The 17,411-nt window shown below is 73.4% G+C and carries 14 protein-coding genes; 9 read left to right on the top strand and 5 right to left on the bottom strand.

Annotated elements, in window-relative coordinates; genetic code table 11:
- Positions 1-86: 86 nt before the first annotated feature.
- The 4 genes from KIS93_RS36545 to KIS93_RS36530 are packed head-to-tail and all read left to right on the top strand — an operon-like array spanning position 87 to position 5,911.
- Positions 87-725 (top strand): ATP-binding cassette domain-containing protein, encoded by a 639-nt coding sequence (locus tag KIS93_RS36545; protein WP_080043390.1) that lies wholly within the window; start codon positions 87-89, stop codon positions 723-725.
- Positions 709-1,941, top strand: a complete 1,233-nt coding sequence (locus KIS93_RS36540) for a hypothetical protein (RefSeq protein WP_155128646.1) — start codon at positions 709-711, stop codon at positions 1,939-1,941. The genes KIS93_RS36545 and KIS93_RS36540 overlap by 17 nt, the downstream gene beginning before the upstream one ends.
- Entirely contained in the window at positions 1,941-3,641 is a 1,701-nt protein-coding gene (locus KIS93_RS36535; protein WP_080043392.1) for an ABC transporter permease subunit, read from the top strand. Before KIS93_RS36540 ends, KIS93_RS36535 begins: the two co-directional genes overlap by 1 nt.
- Positions 3,638-5,911, top strand: a complete 2,274-nt coding sequence (locus KIS93_RS36530; RefSeq protein ID WP_080043393.1) for a hypothetical protein — start codon at positions 3,638-3,640, stop codon at positions 5,909-5,911. The genes KIS93_RS36535 and KIS93_RS36530 overlap by 4 nt, the downstream gene beginning before the upstream one ends.
- 15 nt (positions 5,912-5,926) lie before the next feature.
- On the opposite strand, the gene KIS93_RS36525 is transcribed toward KIS93_RS36530, so the two are convergent.
- Together KIS93_RS36525 and KIS93_RS36520 are read right to left on the bottom strand one after the other, a co-directional pair.
- Positions 5,927-6,622, bottom strand: coding sequence for a zf-HC2 domain-containing protein (locus KIS93_RS36525; RefSeq protein WP_080043394.1), 696 nt, complete (start codon positions 6,620-6,622; stop codon positions 5,927-5,929).
- Positions 6,623-6,656: 34 nt separating this feature from the next.
- Positions 6,657-7,181 carry a sigma-70 family RNA polymerase sigma factor gene (locus KIS93_RS36520; RefSeq protein WP_471633760.1) on the bottom strand — a complete coding sequence of 175 codons (525 nt, stop codon included), beginning with the start codon at positions 7,179-7,181 and terminating at the stop codon, positions 6,657-6,659.
- A gap of 180 nt (positions 7,182-7,361) precedes the next feature.
- Here KIS93_RS36520 and KIS93_RS36515 point away from each other — a divergent pair, with 180 nt between their 5' ends.
- The 5 genes from KIS93_RS36515 (at position 7,362) to KIS93_RS36495 (ending at position 14,938) form a co-directional block, all read left to right on the top strand.
- Complete coding sequence (locus tag KIS93_RS36515) at positions 7,362-11,540, top strand: FtsK/SpoIIIE domain-containing protein (RefSeq protein ID WP_186404611.1); 4,179 nt, start codon at positions 7,362-7,364, stop codon at positions 11,538-11,540.
- Positions 11,541-11,545: 5 nt separating this feature from the next.
- Positions 11,546-11,710, top strand: a complete 165-nt coding sequence (locus KIS93_RS36510; RefSeq protein ID WP_186404610.1) for a hypothetical protein — start codon at positions 11,546-11,548, stop codon at positions 11,708-11,710.
- A 182-nt stretch (positions 11,711-11,892) separates the two neighbouring features.
- The gene (locus tag KIS93_RS36505) at positions 11,893-12,990 is read left to right on the top strand and encodes an NAD(P)/FAD-dependent oxidoreductase (protein ID WP_080043397.1); all 1,098 of its coding nucleotides are present in this window, start codon (positions 11,893-11,895) and stop codon (positions 12,988-12,990) included.
- A gap of 1 nt (position 12,991) precedes the next feature.
- Positions 12,992-13,984 carry an aldo/keto reductase gene (locus tag KIS93_RS36500; protein ID WP_080043398.1) on the top strand — a complete coding sequence of 331 codons (993 nt, stop codon included), beginning with the start codon at positions 12,992-12,994 and terminating at the stop codon, positions 13,982-13,984.
- A 39-nt stretch (positions 13,985-14,023) separates the two neighbouring features.
- On the top strand, positions 14,024-14,938 hold the full coding sequence (locus KIS93_RS36495) for an LLM class flavin-dependent oxidoreductase (protein ID WP_080043399.1): 915 nt from the start codon (positions 14,024-14,026) through the stop codon (positions 14,936-14,938).
- 40 nt (positions 14,939-14,978) lie between these two features.
- On the opposite strand, the gene KIS93_RS36490 is transcribed toward KIS93_RS36495, so the two are convergent.
- The 3 genes from KIS93_RS36490 to KIS93_RS36480 are packed head-to-tail and all read right to left on the bottom strand — an operon-like array spanning position 14,979 to position 17,401.
- The gene (locus KIS93_RS36490) at positions 14,979-15,422 is read right to left on the bottom strand and encodes a hypothetical protein (protein ID WP_080043400.1); all 444 of its coding nucleotides are present in this window, start codon (positions 15,420-15,422) and stop codon (positions 14,979-14,981) included.
- An 8-nt stretch (positions 15,423-15,430) separates the two neighbouring features.
- Positions 15,431-15,880 carry a hypothetical protein gene (locus KIS93_RS36485; protein ID WP_080043401.1) on the bottom strand — a complete coding sequence of 150 codons (450 nt, stop codon included), beginning with the start codon at positions 15,878-15,880 and terminating at the stop codon, positions 15,431-15,433.
- A 3-nt stretch (positions 15,881-15,883) separates the two neighbouring features.
- Entirely contained in the window at positions 15,884-17,401 is a 1,518-nt protein-coding gene (locus KIS93_RS36480) for an RHS repeat protein (protein ID WP_186404609.1), read from the bottom strand.
- Positions 17,402-17,411 lie beyond the last annotated feature (10 nt).

Here is a 17,411-nt window from a genome sequence, read left to right as displayed (position 1 = left end):
GTATCGATCAATCACGTTGAAGTCATGCACCGTTTGTGCCAACGTCAAGTGCGGAGGTCATCCCGACGTTGACGGCGGTTGCGGACGTGCCACTTCTGAAGATCGACGGTCTCACCTGGGACACGCACGGAGCCCGGCGCCGCCTGTCACCCGACCCCCTCACCCTCGACCCCGGCCGGACCGCCGTGGTGGTGGCCCGCGGGCCGGCCGACGCCGACGCGTTCGCCGACATCCTGCTCGGCCTGGAGATGCCCGTCGGTGGCCGCATCGGCCTCGACGGCCACGAGATCACCATGCGGCCGCCGGCGGAGCGCGAGATCGGGCTGGTGCCGGCGGGCGCGGGCCTGCTGCCGCACCTGACCGTCGAGCGCAACCTGGCGCTGGCCGCGCGTGACGACCTGGCGCCGTCGTTCGTGCAGGGCCGCATCGCGTTCATGGCCAGGCGGCTGGACATCCAGGGCTTCCTGCGTTCCCGGCCGCACGAGCTGGCCCACGACGAGCGGCTGAGCGTCGCGCTGGCGCGGGTGTTGTGCCGGCCGCTGCCCGTGAAGGTGGTGGTGATCGAGGACCGCACGGGCTGCGGGCCGTGTCACGCGGCGGTGAGCGGGGCGCTGGGCGCCGACCCCGGGCTGGCCGTGCTCGTCGTCACCGACGACGGCACGAGGGTGGCCAGCCTCGCCTCCCCTTCCTGCCTCTGGGAGATCGCCGATGTCGATGAGCCGTAGGGCGTTCCTGGCCGCCGTTCCCGCCGTCACGCTGGCGGGCTGCGCGGGGCCGCCGCCGCTGCGGGTCGCGGTGGTGTGGAGCGGCGAGGAGTTACGACGCTTCCTGCGCGTGGTGGACGCGTACGTGGCCGAGAGGCGGCGGCCGGTCAGCGTCTACTCGGCGGGCGACAACATCAGCGCGCTGCTGCGCGGCCCGGCCGCGGACGTCGTGCCCGACGTGGCGGTCATCCCCCGGCTGGGGCTGCTGTTCGATCCCGTCGTGCGGCCCCGCATCAGGCCGCTGACCGGCGGGCACGCGCAGCCGGCCTTCTGGCGGCGGCTGGCGACCGCGCCGGAAAGCGGTGAGACGCTGGGCGCCTGGTTCAAGATCGCCAACAAGTCGCTGGTGTGGCACCGCACCGGCGAGCGGCACGCGCCCCCGAGCCTGGCCGCCTGGCAGCCGCGCCCCGGCACGCTGGCGATCGGCGCCGCTGACGGGTGGGTGCTCAGCGACTGGTTCGAGAACGTCCTGCTCGCCTACGCCCCCGAGGTGTACGACGGCCTCTTCCCCCCGGCCGAGCGGGGCAACCAGGCATGGTGGGGCGTGGCCAAGGTGACCGAGGCGCTCACGCTGCTCGCCACGATCTGGCGCGAGGCGTTCACCTACGACCAGGGCAGGCGGGCGCTCACCCTGCAGTTCCACGACTCGGTCCTTGACGTGTTCAGCTACCGCACCGCCGATGTCGTGGCCGCGCCCGACTTCGCGCTGCCCGTCATCGAGCGGTACGGCGGCAAGGACGTGGCCCGCCACTTCCCCTTCCCCGCCTACCCGGGCGGGTCGCCGCCGCTGGTGGTCGGCGGCGACGTGGCGGTGGCGATGCGCGGCGGCGGCCAGGACGCGGTGGACTTCGTCGACTGGCTGACCAGGCCGCGCGCGGGCGGCGAGCGGGACGCGCTGACCGCCTGGGTGGACGAGGGCGGGTTCCTGACCCCGTACCGACAGCCGGCGCACCCGCTGCTGCGCGGGCCCGCCGAGGCCCTGAACACGGCGGGCAACCGCCACTACGACCTGTCCGACCGGCTGATCGGCCGGCTGGAGGGCGGCGACGGGCGCGGCCTTTGGCGGGTGCTCACCGAGCTGTTCGCCGACGTCACCGCGGGCACCGCCGCCCCCGCCGCGGCGGCCGCCGCCGCCCGCGAGAAGATCGTGGCCGCCGCCGGGGAGGGCCCCGCCTGATGAGCGAGCAGAACGCGTTCCTGTTCGAGGTGGCCCCGCACCACGACGCCCGGATGCCGCCGGCAGGGCACGGGCTCAGCCGCTGGCGGGCCGCCCTCTACCTGCTGCTGGCGGTGCTGCTGGCGGCGGGCGTGATCCTCGCGCCGCTCCTGGTGACCGTGGTCATCAGCCTGTCCAGGCCCGGCGCGTGGGCCGGCGTGCTGAGCGACGGCCAGGCGTGGCAGGCGGTCGGCAACACGCTGATCTGGTGGGTGCTGGTCGTGGTCGTGTGCGCGGTCGGCCTCGGCCTCGCCTGGCTGGTCAGGAATGCCGGGCCCGCGCTCGGCCTGGTCATGCGCGTCATCCTCGTGCTGCCCGCCGTCGTCTCGCCGCTCACCACCGGGGCGGTCTTCCGGCTGCTGTTCGACACCAGCCGCGAGCGCGGCATGGCCGCCGCCCTCCTGGGCCGCGACACCGCCTTCCTCGGGCCCGGCTGGATCTGGCTCGTGCTCGGGCTGGCCTTCGTCTGGCAGTACGCCGGGGTCGCGTTCCTCGTCTTCCACGAGGCCCTGGCCCGGCTGCCGTCGAAGCTGCTGCGCATGGCCAGGGCGTTCGGCGTGGGGCGGCGGCGCCGGCTCTGGTCCGTGGTGCTGCCCGCGCTGGCCGGGCCGGCCGCCCTGGCGTACCTGTTCGCGCTGGTCGCGGCGGCCCGCGTGTTCGACCTCGTGCTGATGGGGGTGCCGGGGTCCACGCAGGCATTGGTGGAGGGCGGCGGGCTGTTCTGGTGGCGGCACAACGACGACCTGGGCGACGCCGGGGCCGCCGCGCTCGCCGTGCTGATGTCGCTGCTGGTGGCGGGGCTGGCCGCGCCGGCACTGCTCGGCCTGCGCGGGCGCGTGAGCTGGACCGACCCCGCCCTGACGGCACGTCCACCGGCCGCTTCCGGGCGGCGCCTGTGGCCGCTCGGCGGGACGGTGGCGGTGCTGTGGCTGCTGCCGTTCGCGGCGCTGCTGCTCACCTCGCTGCGCGACCCGGTCGCCGCCGCCCAGACGGGCTGGTGGAACGGCGAGCCGTGGACGCTCGCCTCCTACGCGGAAGCGCTGTCCGACAGCGCGTTCACCGGCGCTCTCGGCACCACGTTCCTGCGGGCCGTGGCGGTGGTGTGCGTGGTGCTGCTGGCCGCGGTGCCGGCCGCGTACGTGCTGGCCCACGAGCACCTGCTGCCCCGCCGCGCCTGGCGGCCCGTCCTGCTCGTCACGGTGGCCCTCGCGGCGCTGCCGCCACAGGCGTTCGCCGTGCCGCTGCAGCGCTGGCTGAGCCCGGTCGGCACGCCGCTCGCGCTGACCATCGTGCACGCGGCGCTGGTGATCCCGCTGGCGGTGCTGGTGCTGCACAACGCGTTCGTGCGGGTGCCGGCGCCGATGCTGGCGCGCGACCGGTGGGAGCTGGTCCACGTGGTCCGCGAGGCCCGGCCCGCCGTGGTGCTGGCCGGGGTGCTGGCGTTCGTCCTGGTCTGGAACGACGCGGTCGTCGGGCTGCTGCTCAACTGGCCGTCGGGCGACCACCTGCCGCTGATCCTGCTGGAGCAGGCCCGCCACTTCATGAGCGCGGCGAGCCCGCTGGCGGCGCAGGCGGTGATCGCGACCGCGGTGCCGGTGCTGGTGGTGGCGCTGACCGCGCGCCGGCTGTACCGGGGGCTCACGCGGGGGGTGCGCCGATGACGGACATTTCGCGCCGCGAACGGCTGAGCTACCGGCTCTCCCGGCTGTACCGGCGGGCCGCCGCGCACTGGGCCGAGCTGGGCGTCGGCGGGGTGCTGACGGTGGGCGGCACGGTCCTGCTCCTCCAGGAGGAGCTGATCAAGCAGCTCATCGGCGGCTTCCCGACCTGGCTCCTGGTCGTCCTCGTGGTGCTGGTGCCGATCGCGGCGGCGCTGCTCACGTACGCGATCCGCCGCCGCCGCGAGCCGGCCGCCCGCCCCGCCCTGGCGCCCATGCCGTTCCCCGACCGGATCGACGGCCTCGTCGGCAGGGACGCCGAGCTCCAGCGGATCAAGGACGAGGCCCTGGAGCGCGGCGTCGTCGTCGTGCACGGGCCGATCGGCATGGGCACGTCCGCCGTGGCCGTCCAGGCGGTGTGGGACCTGGCGGGCGAGGCACGCAAGCAGCGCTACGCCGACCTGCGCGGCCCCGACAGAGACCGCCCCGAGACGCCGCTCAGCGTGGCCCAGCGGGTGCTGCGCACGCTGAACCGGCCGCCGGGCGCCATTCAGGAGCCGCACGACGCGACCGCGCAGGTGATCGAGGCGCTCACCGGCACCGGCCACGTGCTGCTGCTCGACAACGTCAGCTCGTGGAGCCAGGTCGAGTGGCTGCCGACCCGGGTGCCCGGCGCGCACATCGTGGTGGCCGGCACGCTCACCGACGCGCCGCCGCAGCACGTCGAGCCGATCCAGCTCGGCCCGCTCGCCCCCGACGCCGGCCGGGCGCTGCTGGCCCGCCACATCGGCGACGACCGCGCCGCCCGCGACCCGAAGGCGCTGGAGCTGCTGGTGGACGTCTGCCTGGGCAGCCCGCTGGAGCTCGTCAGGGTCGGCCGCTGGCTGGCGGGCAACCCGGGCGTGCCGCTGCAGTCGCTGGTGGACGACCTGCGCAGCCTGCCCGTCTCCGACACGCTCGACTTCGTGCTCACCCTCGGCGTCAAGCAGCTGCGGCCCATGGCCAAGCAGCTCTTCGTGCTGCTGGCCGGGCTGCCGATCGCCGAGGTGGACCACCAGGCCGCCGCCGCGCTGCTCGGCGTGCCGTCCGCCGCCGACGCGATCGCGGAGCTGGCCGAGCTCGGCCTGGTGGAGAACGTACGGATGACGCGCGTCAGGGTGTCGGGCGCGTTCCGCGGCGGCGGCGCGGAGGGCACGCCGAGGGAGGTGGCGGCGTGGCGGCGGCTGGTGGAGCACTTCGCCGGGCAGGCCGCCGCCTACGCCGACCGGCTGCCCGCCGAGGAGGCCAGGGCCTGGTTCGCGATGGAGGACCGGGTGCTGCTGCAGGTGCTGGCCCGCCACGACCCGGCGCCCAGGACCGGCCGCGCGCTCGCCCGGATCGCGGACGCGCTGGAGACCTGGTTCCGGCTCGAACAGCGGCACGAGGACCGGCTGCGCGCGGCGGCCGAGCTGGCCAGGGCCGCCAAGGCGCTCGGCGACGAGCAGGTGCAGGCCACGGCCGAGCTGCGCCAGTGCGCGGTGCTGCTCACCTGGGGTGACCCGCGCAAGGCGCGCCAGCACTTCAACCGCGCGGCGGCGCTGCACGTCAGGGTCGAGTCGTGGCCGGCCGGCCTGCACCTGGCGCACGCGGCGCTCCTGCTGGCCGGCGGCGACGAGTTCACCGCCGTCGAGTCCGCCCTCGTCCGGTACGGCCAGGCGCTGGCCGGCGGCGACGTCCTCGGCCAGGCGCTGCGGCTGGCGAACGTGGCGGCGCTGCTCATGCGCAGGGCCCAGACGCTCGACCACGACGGCCGCGGCCCCGAGGCGCGCACCCTGCACGCCCATGCCAGGGTCGTGCTGTTCCAGGCGCTCGACCTGGCCCGCCGGGCCGGCGACCCCGGCGCCGAGGCGCACGCCCGCGAGCTGCTCGCGCTGGCCCACCACTACCTGGGCCAGAGCCACGACGCCGGCCTGCACCTGGGCGAGGCCGAGCGGCTCTACACCGGGGCGGCCGACGAGATCGGGCGGGCGCGCTGCCTGGTGCACCGGGCCGGGATCATGCTGGAGGACCCGGCGCACGAGCCGGCCGCCGTGGTGGCGCTGCTGGAGGAGGCCGAGCCGCGCCTGCCCCCGGCGGGGGTGAGCACCGCGCTCGCCCACCTGCACCTGGCGCGGCTGCGGCGCGAGCGCGCCGCGGAGCACCAGGAGGCGGGCCTGGCGGCCCTGTCGCCCTGGGACGGGATCGCCGAGCCCAAGCAGGTGAGCGAGCTGCGGGTGCGGTTACTGGCCCTTTAGACGGTTACTGGCCCTTCAAACGGTGACGGTCGCCAGGGTCCTTCCGTCGGAGGTCTGGATGGCGAAGTGGTTGAGCTCCGCCTGCGGCAGGCTGGTGCCCCCGTGCAGGACGAGCGGGTCGGGCGAGCCCGGCACGCCGTACCCCTTCTCCGGCACGCCCCAGCTCGCGACCACCTCCGAGCGCCCGTCGTCGCCGAACGCCACGAGCCGGCACTGCAGCGGCCCCTTGACGCCCTTGAGCTCCAGCGCGACGTGGGTGCCCCAACCCTTGTCCTCCAGGCCGACGACCCCCGACACGCCGGTGGCCGGGTCGGTGACGGAGTAGGTGTGGCCGGTCAGCAGCAGTTCGCGGGCCGGGCCGTGGACGCTGTCGGGGTTGGGGCCGCTCGTCACGGAGCTGACGGCGAGGAAGACCCCGGCGGCGACCACCAGGCAGGCGGCGGCCGTCATGAAGCCGCGGTGCAGGCTGCGGCGCCGGCGCTCCTTGGCGGCCCGGTGCACCAGCAGCGACTCCACCTGCGGGTCCGGTGGTTGCGGCAGCAGGTCGTCCGGATGGACGCCCTTGATCAGCTCGCCCATCGCGGCGAACGAGCCCACCTCGGACGCGCAGGTCCCGCACGCGTCCAGATGGCGCTCGAAAGCGGCCCGCTCCTCCTCGTTGAGCAGGCCGAGCGCGTACGCGGCCACGTCCTCGTGATGTACCTCGGTCATCGCGCCACCCCCCTGTCATCGTGACGCTCCTCGATCACGGCAGCGTCACCCCCCTTTCCTCCAGCGCGACCCGTAAGGCGCGCATGGCGTAGTACACGCGGGACTTCACCGTGCCGACGGGCACGCCGATCGTCTCCGCCGCCTCCTGGACGGTGCGGTCCAGGAGGAACGTCTCGGTGAGCACCTGCCGGTGCGCGGGGGACAGCGACATCATCGCGTCGGTCACGACGATCTCCCGTAACAGTCGCTCGTCCTCGGCCGCGACGGGCTGGGCGCGGTCGCCGATGTCCTCCACGGTGTCGAGCGGGCGCGCGCCGGAGCGCCTGCGGTTGTCGATGACGACCCGGCGCGCGACCGTGGCCAGCCAGGGCATCAGCGAGCCGGACTCCGTGCGCAGGTCGTGGAGGTTGCGCCAGGCGCGCACGAGCGTCTCCTGGACGACGTCCTCGGCCCAGCGGCGATCGCCGCCCGTCAGCCTGACGGCGAAGGCCATCAGGGGGGCGCCGTATTCGCGATAGAGGGCTCTGACCATGGCCTCGTCGGTTACGCGGTGAGACACTCCGCGGCTCCCTGCGCTGCGGATATCATGAAATATCGCGCTCGGTAGGCTGATATTGAGAATTATCACTCTAGCCACGAGACGGGGCCAAGGTTGGATAGTTTGCCTGTCTCGCCTAAAGCTAGATTTATCTGCTGAATCGTGCTTCAGTCCCCTGGAGAGGGGATTATGATCATTCGGTTGACGATCCGCGATCCGGCGGCTTCCACCGCCGTCGACGCCGAGGTGACGGCGGAGCCCGAGACCCTCGTCGGCTCGCTGCTGCGGGCGCTGCCCTTCCCCGTCCGCGGTCGTCCCTGCTATGTCGGCGGCGACAAGCTCGACCCCGACTCCCCCGTGTCCGACAGCCCGCTGGTGCCGGGGGCGACGATCAGCGTCGGCGAGCCGGAGCGTACCCAGCCGTGGAGACCCCTGGCGGCGGCCGGCGCGATCCGCGTGTTCGCCGGCCCGGACGCGGGCCGGGTGATCTGGCTCAGCCCCGGCAGCCACGTCATCGGCCGCGAGTGGACCGACATCAGCCTGCCGCTGGACCAGAAGGTGTCCAGGCGGCACGCCCGCCTCGACGTGTCGTGGACGGGTGAGGCCACGGTCGTGGACCTCGGCTCGCGCAACGGCACCCTCGTGGACGAGTTGGGCGTCCAGGCGCCGGTGCCGCTGCGCCCCGACGGGGTGCTCCAGGTGGGCGACGACCGGCTGCGGTGGGCGCCGCTGCCGTCGTCCCGGCTCAGGACCACCCGCGCCCGCGACGGGCGCATCGACTTCGACCGGGCCTTCTCCCCCGCCCCCGCCGTCGCGGGCACGCGCGTCACGCTGCCGCGGAACGAGGCTCCGCAACGCAATATCGGGGTGGCGCTGGTTTCGTCGCTGCTGCCACTGCCCATTTCCATCGCGATGGCGATCTTCCTGAAAAGTCCGTACTTTTTGCTGTTCGGATTATTGACGCCGATCACGTTCTTCGGCACGCAGTGGGTGGAAGGGCGGCAGCGCAAGAAGAAAGAACGCGAGTTCGCCCAGCGCAAACAGGACACGATGGAGCGCGTCCGGCAGCACGTCGTGCACGAGCAGTGGCTGCGGCACGTCGTCGCCCCCGACGAGGTGGACCTCACCTTCGCCGCCACCCACGAGGGGCCGGGGCTGTGGCCGCGCAACGCCGACTCGCCCGACGGGCTGACGTTACGGGTGGGCGTGGCGGACGAGCCGGCCACGATCGCGTTCGAGGGCGAGCCGTGGCCCGGGTTCGTCCCGCCGGTGCTGCGCGGGGTGCCCGTCACCGTGGACCTGCGGCAGATCGGCGTGCTCGGCGTCATCGGCCCGCCCGGCCCCGTGGACGCGCTGCTGCGCTGGCTGCTGGTCCAGCTCGGCACGCTGCGCGCCCCCGACGAGCTGCGGCTCGTGCTGATCACCGCCTCCGGGGGCGAGCACCTGGCCTGGACGCGCTGGCTGCCGCACCTGAACGTGGACGCCCCCGTACCGTGCCTGGTCGGCAACACGCCCGAGACCCGCACCGAACGGATCGAGGAGCTCAAGGACCTGGTCACCGAGCGGCTCAAGGCCAAGGAGCGGCACGTCACCTTCGCGGAGGAGATCGTCGTCGTCCTCGACGGGGCACGGGCCTTACGTGACATCCCCGGCATGAAGGAAGTGCTCAGGGAGGGCCCCTCCGTCGGCGTGTACGTCATCTGCGCCGACCAGCGCAGCCTGAACGAGTGCCGCGGCGTCTGCGAGCTCGACGGCGCCGGCATGCTGCTCACCCGCGGCCGGCAGGGACTGCCCGTCCCCGTGCAACCGGAGAGCCTCGGCGAGCAGGCCGCCGAACGCATCGCCCGCGCCGTGGCGCCCATGCGCGACCGGCTCACCCTGGCCAGGGCCGACAGCGTCATCCCCGACGCCGTCCGCCTGCTCGACGCGCTCGGGATGGGCGCGCCCGACGCCGAGGCCGTCCTGACGCGATGGGCCGCCGACCCCGGGCCCACCACCCGCGTGTGCGTCGGCGCCGACGGCACCGGCCCCGTCACCGTGGACCTCGCCGCCGACGGGCCGCACACCATGCTCGGCGGTGCCACCGGGGCCGGCAAGAGCATCCTGCTGCAGACCCTCGTCACCTCCCTGCTGCTCGCCAACCGGCCCGACGAGCTGAACCTCGTGCTGGTCGACTTCAAGGGCGGCAGCGCGTTCCTGCCGTTCGAGCACTGCCCGCACGTGGTCGGGCTGATCCGCTCCACCGGCGACACGGCCGCCGACGTCTTCGACGAGGCCGCCGCCCGCCGCGTGCTCGCCTCCGTACGGGCGGAGGTCCGCCGGCGCGAGGCCGTCCTCGCCCGGTACGGCGGCGAGATCGACGCCTACTGGAACGCCGGAGGCCGGCTGCCCCGGCTCGTCATGGTCTTCGACGAGTTCGCCCGCGTGCTGGAGACCTCGCCCGACTTCCTGCGCGAGCTGGTCAACGTCGCCGCCAAGGGGCGCTCGCTCGGCATGCACCTCGTGCTGGCCACGCAGTCGTTGCAGGGCAAGCTGTCGCCCGAGCTGAAGAACAACATCTCCCTGCGCATCACCCTGCGCCAGAACGAGCCCTCCGACAGCGTCGAAGTGCTCGGCGTGCCCGACGCCGCCACCATCCCGTCCCGGCTGCGCGGCCGGGGCATGATCATGCGGGTGGGCGGCGAGCAACGCACCCCGCAGCTCTTCCAGACCGGCTACCTCGGCGACCCGCCGCCCACCGGCGCCGCGCCCGCCACCGCCCGCCTCGCCCCCTGGCCCACGCTCGGCCTGCCCCGCCCCGAGTCACGGGACGGCGGGCGGCGGGCCAGCCGCACCGACCAGGACCTCGCCATCGCCGCCGTCCTGGAGGCGGCGCCGCGCCTGCCGGTCGAGCCGCCGTTCCGCCCCCTCCTGCCGCCGCTGCCCGCCACACTGCCGCTGGCCGCCCTTTCAGGAGCGGACGGGGTGCCGTTCGCGCTGCTCGACGACCCCGCCAACCAGGCGCAGCCCGTCATGTCCCTGAACCTGGCCGGGACCGAACGGCTCATGGTCGCCGGCGGGCCCCAGTCGGGGCGCACCACGTTCTGCCGCACCCTGATCTCCAGCCTGGCGGCGCGCTGCTCGCCCGAGCACGTGTGGCTGTACGTGATCGAGAACCAGCCGGGCGGGCTGGCCGCGTACGCGTCGCTGCCGCTCTGCGGGGCCGTCGTCGGCGGCGGCGAGCCAGACCGGATCAGGCGGCTCGTCACCTGGCTCGCCGAGGAGGTGGAGCGGCGGCGGCTGGCCCGCCTGACGCCCGGAGGGCCGGCCGCGCCCGCGATCGTGCTCGTCATCGACGGGTGGGAGTACTTCGAGGACCGTGGCAGCCCCGACTTCTTCGAGACGCCCCTCCTCGTCACCCTGCGCGGCATCGTGGCCGGCGGGGCACCCGTCGGCATCCACACGGTGGCGGTGGGCGGGCACGACATGCTGCGTGGCAAGACTCCCGACCTGTTCTCGCGGCGGCTGTTCCTGCCGTTCCCCCGGGAGGAGACGCGGCGCTCGTACCTCACCTCCGGGATGGTGTCGCCGCCGGTGCTGGCGGGGCGGGCGATCGAGGCGGCCAGCGGCCTGCACGCCCAGATCTGCCTCCCACCCGAAACCCTCCCTGGCCCTGTTCCACCGGTCTCCGGCCCGCTTGTCTCCGGTTCACCCGTCCCTGGCTCACCCGTCCCTGGCTCACCCGTCCCTGGCTCACCCGTCCCTGGCTCGCCCGTCCCTGGCTCGCCCGTCCCTGGCTCGCCCGTCCCTGGCTCGCCCGTCTCCGGCCGTCACAGCCGCGCGCCCGCCCCCGCCCACGCCGTGTCCGCCCACCTCGGCCCCGGCCTTTCCCCCCGCTCCCGGCGGCCGTCGCGCTCCGCGACCTCCCCTCCCCGGCCATCGGCGTCGGCGGGCCCGGCGTCACCCCGGTCGGCCTCGACCTGTTCGACCTCGGCCCGCACCTCGTGCTCGTCTCCGGCCCCGCCGGGTCGGGCCGCAGCACGGCGGCGCTGGTCATGGCGACCGTGCTGCTGCGGGCGGGCGTCCGGGTGCTCGCCATCGCCCCGCCCCGCTCCCCGCTGGTCCGCTCGCTCCCGGAGGCCAGGGCCCTGGCCGGCACCTCGTTCACCGACGAAGAGCTGCGCGAGGCCGTGGAAGCCTTTGAGGGGGACCGGTACGCGGTGGTGGTGGACGACGTCGACCAGGTCACGATCACCCCGCGCGAGCAGGGCTTCGACACCCTCCCCACCCTGCTCCAGGACCTCCTCGCGCCGTCGGAGCTGGGCCGGCGGGCCCTGGTGCTGTGCGGCGACGCCACCCCGCTGCTGGAGGGGCACCGGCGGGCGCTGGCGAGCGAGGTGAACGAAGTGCTGCGCTCAGGCACCCGCTTCCTGCTGACGCCGGCGAGCCGGGTGCACGCCCGCGAGCACGGGATCAACCTGGAGCCCGACCAGTTCTTCGCGGGCCCGCCGGGCCGGGCCTACATGGGATCGGCCCGCCGGCTGGACCTGATGCAGTTCGCCACCCTCTAGACAGCAGTTCGCGTTACGAACTGCACGAGGTCGCGAGGGCCGCGCGACAACGGCCACCACCAGGTAGCGCCGCACTTCACCGGCCAGAACCCGAATTTCTCCCACTCCGGAGTTGCAGTTCGTGCCACGAACTAATATGGTTCGTAGCACGAACTCACCACTTTCTGATTGGGGCTTGAACCATGAGTCGTACAGTTGTGGTCATCGGCGGTGGTTACGGGGGCGCGGCGGTCGCCAAGGCGCTGGACGCCGAGCCCGAGGCCGAGGTCGTCCTCATCGACCCGCGCGACGCGTTCGTCAACACGGCCGGCTCGCTGCGGGCGCTCACCCAGCCCGACTGGGGAAGCAACATGTTCTTCCCCTACACCGGATTCCTGACCAGGGGCACGGTGATCCGCGACCGGGCGGTCTCCGTGGATCCCGGCGGCGTCACGCTGGCCTCGGGCCGGCGGGTCGAGGCCGACTACCTGGTGCTGGCCACCGGCTCCAGCTACACGTACCCGGCCAAACCGGTCGCCGACTCCACCGAGCAGGTCCTGGAGGACCTGCGCGGCACCCACAAGGAGCTGGCCGGCGCCGAGCACGTGCTGATCCTGGGAGCCGGGCCGGTCGGCCTCGAACTGGCCGGGGAGATCAAGGAGGTCTGGCCGCACAAGCAGGTGACCGTCGTCGACCCGGCCGAGCAGCTGCTGCCCGGCTTCGAGCCGGAGATGCGCCAGGACCTGCACCACCAGCTCGACGAGCTCGGCATCGACCTGCGGCTCGGCACCACGCTGACCGCGCCGCCGGCGACCGAGCCCGGCCGGGCCGGCACCTTCACCGTCACCGCGGCCGACGGGCAGGAGATCACCGCCGACATCTGGTTCCGCGCCCACGGCGTCCGCATCAACAGCGACTACCTCGCCGACGGCCGGCTCACCACCCGCACCCCGCGCGGGCACGTGCCGGTCACCGACGGACTGAACGTCCGCGGGTACGAGCACGTGTACGCGATCGGCGACATCACCGACGTGCCCGAGGCCAAGATGGCGGGGTACGCGATGCAGCACGCCGAGGTGGTGGCCCGCAACATCACCGCCCAGCTGCGCGGCGAGCCGCCCACGGCCACCTACCAGCCGCTGCCCCACCCCATGATCCTGCTCCCGCTCGGCCCGCGGGGCGGCGCCGGGCAGCTGCCCAGCCCCGACGGCCCGGCCGTCGTCACCGCGGAGACCGTGTCGGCGTACAAGGGCGCCGACCTGTTCACCGGCCGCTTCACCGAGCAGTTCGGCGGCGCCTGACATGAACTACACGCAACTGGGCCGCAGTGGCCTGTCAGTGTCCCGGCTCGTCCTGGGCACCATGAACTTCGGGCCGCAGACCTCCGAAGCCGACAGCCACACCATCATGGACCGCGCCCACGAACACGGCATCAACTTCTTCGACACGGCCGACGTGTACGGCCGCACCCCCGGCGACGGCGCCACCGAAGAGATCATCGGCAGGTGGTTCGCCAAGGGCGGAGGGCGGCGCGACCGGACCGTCCTGGCCACCAAGCTCTACCTGCCCACCGGCGACGGGCCGAACGACCGGTTCCTGTCGGCGCTGCACATCCGGCGCGCGGCCGAGGCGTCGCTCAAGCGCCTGCGGACGGACCACATCGACCTGTACCAGATGCACCACGTCGACAGGAACACGCCGTGGGAGGAGATCTGGGAGGCGTTCGGCGTCCTGCGCCAGCAGGGCAAGGTCCTCTACTACGGCTCCTCCAACTTCGCCGGCTGGCACATCGCCCAGGCGCAGGAGGCCGCCCGGTCGCGGCACTTCCTCGGCCTGGTCAGCGAGCAGTCCATCTACAACCTGATGAACCGCTGGGTCGAGCTGGAGGTGCTGCCCGCCGCCCGCCACTACGGGCTGGGCCTGATCCCGTGGTCGCCGCTGCACGGCGGCGTGCTCGGCGGCGTCCTGCGCAAACAGCGGCAGGGCGGCGCCGCCCGCGGCTCCTCCGGGCGCTCGGCCGCCACCCTCGCCGCCCACCGCGACACCATCGAGGCGTACGAGAAGCTGTGCGCCGACCTCGGCGAGGACCCCGCGCACGTCGCCCTGGCCTGGCTGCTCGCCCAGGACGGCGTGACCGGCCCCATCATCGGCCCGCGCACCGCCGAGCAACTGGACAGCTCGCTCCGGGCCCTGACGATCACCCTCGACGGCGACACGCTGGCCAGGCTGGACACCTTGTTCCCGGCACCCGCCCCGAACGGGTCCAAGCCCGCGCCCGAAGCCTACGCCTGGTGATCACAACCTCCCGCACGTAAAGACCTGAAAGGCACAACCATGCCCGCCCATGACGTCATCTTCGGCTTCGGCGCGCACAGCAACGTCGACGACGGACCGGAGCTGCTGCGCATGGTCCAGCAGGCCGACCGCGACGGGCTCGACCTGTTCTCGCTGTCGGACCACCCCTACCTCGGCAGGCGGCTGGACGCCTACGCCACGATCGCCTTCCTCCTCGGACAAACCCGGCACATCGCCGGCCTGGCCAACGTCACCAACCTGCCGACCAGGCCCGCCCCCATGCTCGCCCGCACCGTGACATCGCTGTCGGCGCTCACCGGCGGCCGGGTCGTGCTCGGCATGGGCGCCGGCGGGCTGTGGGACCGCATATCCGACATGGGCGTCCCACGGCTGTCGCCCGGCGACGCCGTCGACGCCTTCGAGGAGGCGATCATCCTCATCAGGAAGCTGTCGGGCGGCGGCCCGCCCATCACCCACCAGGGCCGCCACTACCAGGTGCGCCGCATCGAGCCCGCCCCCGTGGCCGCACCCCCCGTGTGGACCGGCTCCAACGGCCCGAAATCGCTGGCCGCCACCGGCCGGGTGGCCGACGGCTGGCTCCCCGGCCACGCGGCCGACTGGCGCAGCGAACGCTACCGGACCTCACGGCCGATCATCGACGAGGCGGCCGTCGCCGCCGGCCGGGACCCGCGCGAGATCCGTACGATCTACAACTTCCCCGGCCGCATCACCGACCGCCCCCTGCCCGCGACCCGCGACCGCGACGACCGCTGGATCGGCGGCTCCGTCGGCCAATGGATCGAGGAACTGACGGAGGCCGTGCTGGAGCACCAGGCATCCGGCTTCATCCTCTTCTCCGCCGATCACGGCGCCGTCGACCCCACCACCCTCGCCCGCTGGTCCAGGGAGATCGTCCCCGCCGTCCGCGAAGCGATCGCCAAGGAAACCCCCTGAAACGGCGCCCCACCAGGCCGCCGCCCTCGTGACCGACCGCTCACGGGCGGCGGCCGGTCACCAGCAACCGGACAGCCTCACCCACCTCCAGCGGCGCCTCCCGCAGAACCTGGCTCAGCAACGCGTTGGCGGTGCGGTCGGCGCGCTCGAAGGGGTAGTTGTCGTCGTCGAGCGTGCCACCGGTGAGCAGGGCGGCGACCGCCGACAGGACGATCATGAGCAGCTCGGTGACCTGCTCGTCCCCCCGGCCCGCCTCGATCGACAGGTACCAGTGGCCGGCGAACTCGTGCCGGTCCGCGGGCACGAAGAACGCGGCGACCTGCCCCGCGCCGCCCCAGTGGAACCGCCAGAGGTCGTCCTCGTCCACGAAGGTGACCTCGACGTTCGACACCTCCAGGATCGTCCGCATGACGAAGCCGGCCACGCGCGCGAGAGTGCCCGGATCCGGCCGCTCCGGGCACACGACTCCGATCTCGATGGACATGCGTCACCTCAGGCAGGCGCCGGCTGCCCGGTCCGCAGCAGGTGGACGGCGGCCTCCGCGGGCAGGGGCGCCTCGCGCAGGACCTGGGCCAGCAGGATCTCGGGGTCGAGGTCCGTCCGGCTGAACGGGAAGTTGTCGTCGTCCAGGGTGCCACCCGTGAGCAGCGCCGCGGAAGCGGACACGACGATCATGAGCAGGTACGGTACGGCCATCCCACGGGCGCTCGGCATGAACGACAGGTACCAGGCGCCGTTGACCTCGAACTCGGTGGGCGGCGCGAAGAACGTGGCGACGTGCGCCTCCTCCCCCCAGTGGAACCTCCAGGATCTCTCCCTCTCCTCGAAGCGGATCTCGCCGTCGGGCACCCCGAGGATCGTGCGCATCGCGAAGGCGGCCATGCGCGCCAGAGCCTCCGGATCCGGACGCTTCGGGCAGTGCACTTCGATCTCCACGGACATGCGTCACCCCGGAAACACGACCCAGCCATCGGCTGTGTTGACGTAGATGCTGCTGAGAGTCCCCTGCTTCGGTATACCCGGCAGCGGGCCGTTGCGGGCGAAGTCGAGCAGCTCCTGCTTGGGCACGTTCTTCGCGTTGATGTAGAGCTCCACGCCCGAGAAGCCGGCGTCTCTCGCCTCGTCATCGGCTCTGCCCGCCTTTTTCAGCACGAAGACGGGCTTGTTCCCACCGTATTCCTTGAGGCTGACCGGCACCCCGTCGAGCCACCCGTCGATGCCCGCGTAGTTGGTGGTCGGCGGTCCGACGAACTCGCCGCCGCGTAGTCTCGCCACTTCGAGAGCCTGGGCGGGCTCGTGGTCCGTCAGCCCGTTCCGTACCACGGACGGCGGTTTGCCCGCGGGCAGTTCCCGTGGATAGGCGGAGAGGCCGAGCGGGTCTGTCCACACCTGTGGATTGAGGACGTACGCGTGCGGATCCCACCCGCCCCGCAACCCGATCGGGTCCGCCGTCGTGTAGCGGCCGGATTCCGGGTCGTAGTGGCGCAGCAGGTTGTAGTACAGCCCCGATTCCGGGTCCTCGTACTGGCCGGGGAAGCGCAGCGGGCAGTCGGGGCCGGTGGTGAAGGTGTCTCGTGGGGTGCCCCAGAGGGTGCGGCGGGGGCGCCAGGCGATGTCGCCGTCGGGGGTGATCAGTTCGGTGGGGGTGCCGAGGAGGTCGGTGGCGATGGCGTAGAAGCGTTCGTCCGCCCCTTGGCGGGAGCGTTCGGTCTGGGTCAGGGGGCGGAAGGTGCCGGGGGCCCAGTCCCAGGAGGTGGTGCGGTCGTCGGTGGACTGCTCGGCGAGGGTGAGACCGTCCCAGGTGAAGTCGGTGCGGTGGGCGCCGTCGGCGCGTTCCTTGGCGATGCGGCGGCCGAGCGGGTCGTAGAGGTAGCGCCAGCGGGTGCCGTCGGGGGTGGTGACGGCGGTGAGGCGGTCCTCGGCGTCCCAGGTGTAGTGCCAGGTGCGGGGTTTGGCGGACAGGCCCTTGCGCCGGCGCAGGATGGTGCGGCCCTGGCGGTCGTACTCGTAGCGGGTGCGGCCGGCCTGGCGGACCATGGTGCCGGTGTAGGCGCGCGGCCCCTGCGTGTCGCCGGGGGCGGGCCAGGTGGCGTCGGTGATCTGGCCGGCGGTGTTGTAGTGGTAGGTCTCGGTCCAGCCGGTGGCGTGGACGGCGGTGACGCGGCCGGCGGGGTCGAGGTCGAAGCGGCGGCGGCCGGACAGGAGGTCGTCGATCTCGGTGAGCGCGCCGTCCCTGCGGTAGCCGTACGTGCGGCGTTGCGCCATGCGGCCGGCCGGGCCCCTGGTGAGGGTCTGGGAGTGGAGGCGGCCGTCGTCGTCCCAGTCGTGCAGGAGGGCGGTGCCGGGGCCTAAGGTCCGGGAGGTTTCGCGGCCGGACGCGTCGTGGGTGAAGCGGAGGAGCCGGCCGGCGGTTTCGAGGGTGAGGGGCAGGTCGCGGGCGTCGTACGTGCATAAGGTCTCCACCCCTGACGGG

The organism is [Actinomadura] parvosata subsp. kistnae (assembly GCF_900323885.1).
GTDB classification, from domain to species: domain Bacteria; phylum Actinomycetota; class Actinomycetes; order Streptosporangiales; family Streptosporangiaceae; genus Nonomuraea; species Nonomuraea composti.
Note: the sequence above shows the minus strand (reverse complement) of the source record. Positions and strands in the feature narration are given on the sequence as shown.

Bases quoted from the DNA above. Each gene is read 5' to 3' on its own strand.
- KIS93_RS36540 (WP_155128646.1), top strand. From the start codon at position 709: ATGTCGATGAGCCGTAGGGCGTTCCTGGCCGCCGTTCCCGCCGTCACG.
- KIS93_RS36535 (WP_080043392.1), top strand. From the start codon at position 1,941: ATGAGCGAGCAGAACGCGTTCCTGTTCGAGGTGGCCCCGCACCACGAC.
- KIS93_RS36530 (WP_080043393.1), top strand. From the start codon at position 3,638: ATGACGGACATTTCGCGCCGCGAACGGCTGAGCTACCGGCTCTCCCGG.
- KIS93_RS36525 (WP_080043394.1), bottom strand. From the start codon at position 6,622: ATGACCGAGGTACATCACGAGGACGTGGCCGCGTACGCGCTCGGCCTG.
- KIS93_RS36505 (WP_080043397.1), top strand. From the start codon at position 11,893: ATGAGTCGTACAGTTGTGGTCATCGGCGGTGGTTACGGGGGCGCGGCG.
- KIS93_RS36500 (WP_080043398.1), top strand. From the start codon at position 12,992: ATGAACTACACGCAACTGGGCCGCAGTGGCCTGTCAGTGTCCCGGCTC.
- KIS93_RS36495 (WP_080043399.1), top strand. From the start codon at position 14,024: ATGCCCGCCCATGACGTCATCTTCGGCTTCGGCGCGCACAGCAACGTC.
- KIS93_RS36490 (WP_080043400.1), bottom strand. From the start codon at position 15,422: ATGTCCATCGAGATCGGAGTCGTGTGCCCGGAGCGGCCGGATCCGGGC.
- KIS93_RS36485 (WP_080043401.1), bottom strand. From the start codon at position 15,880: ATGTCCGTGGAGATCGAAGTGCACTGCCCGAAGCGTCCGGATCCGGAG.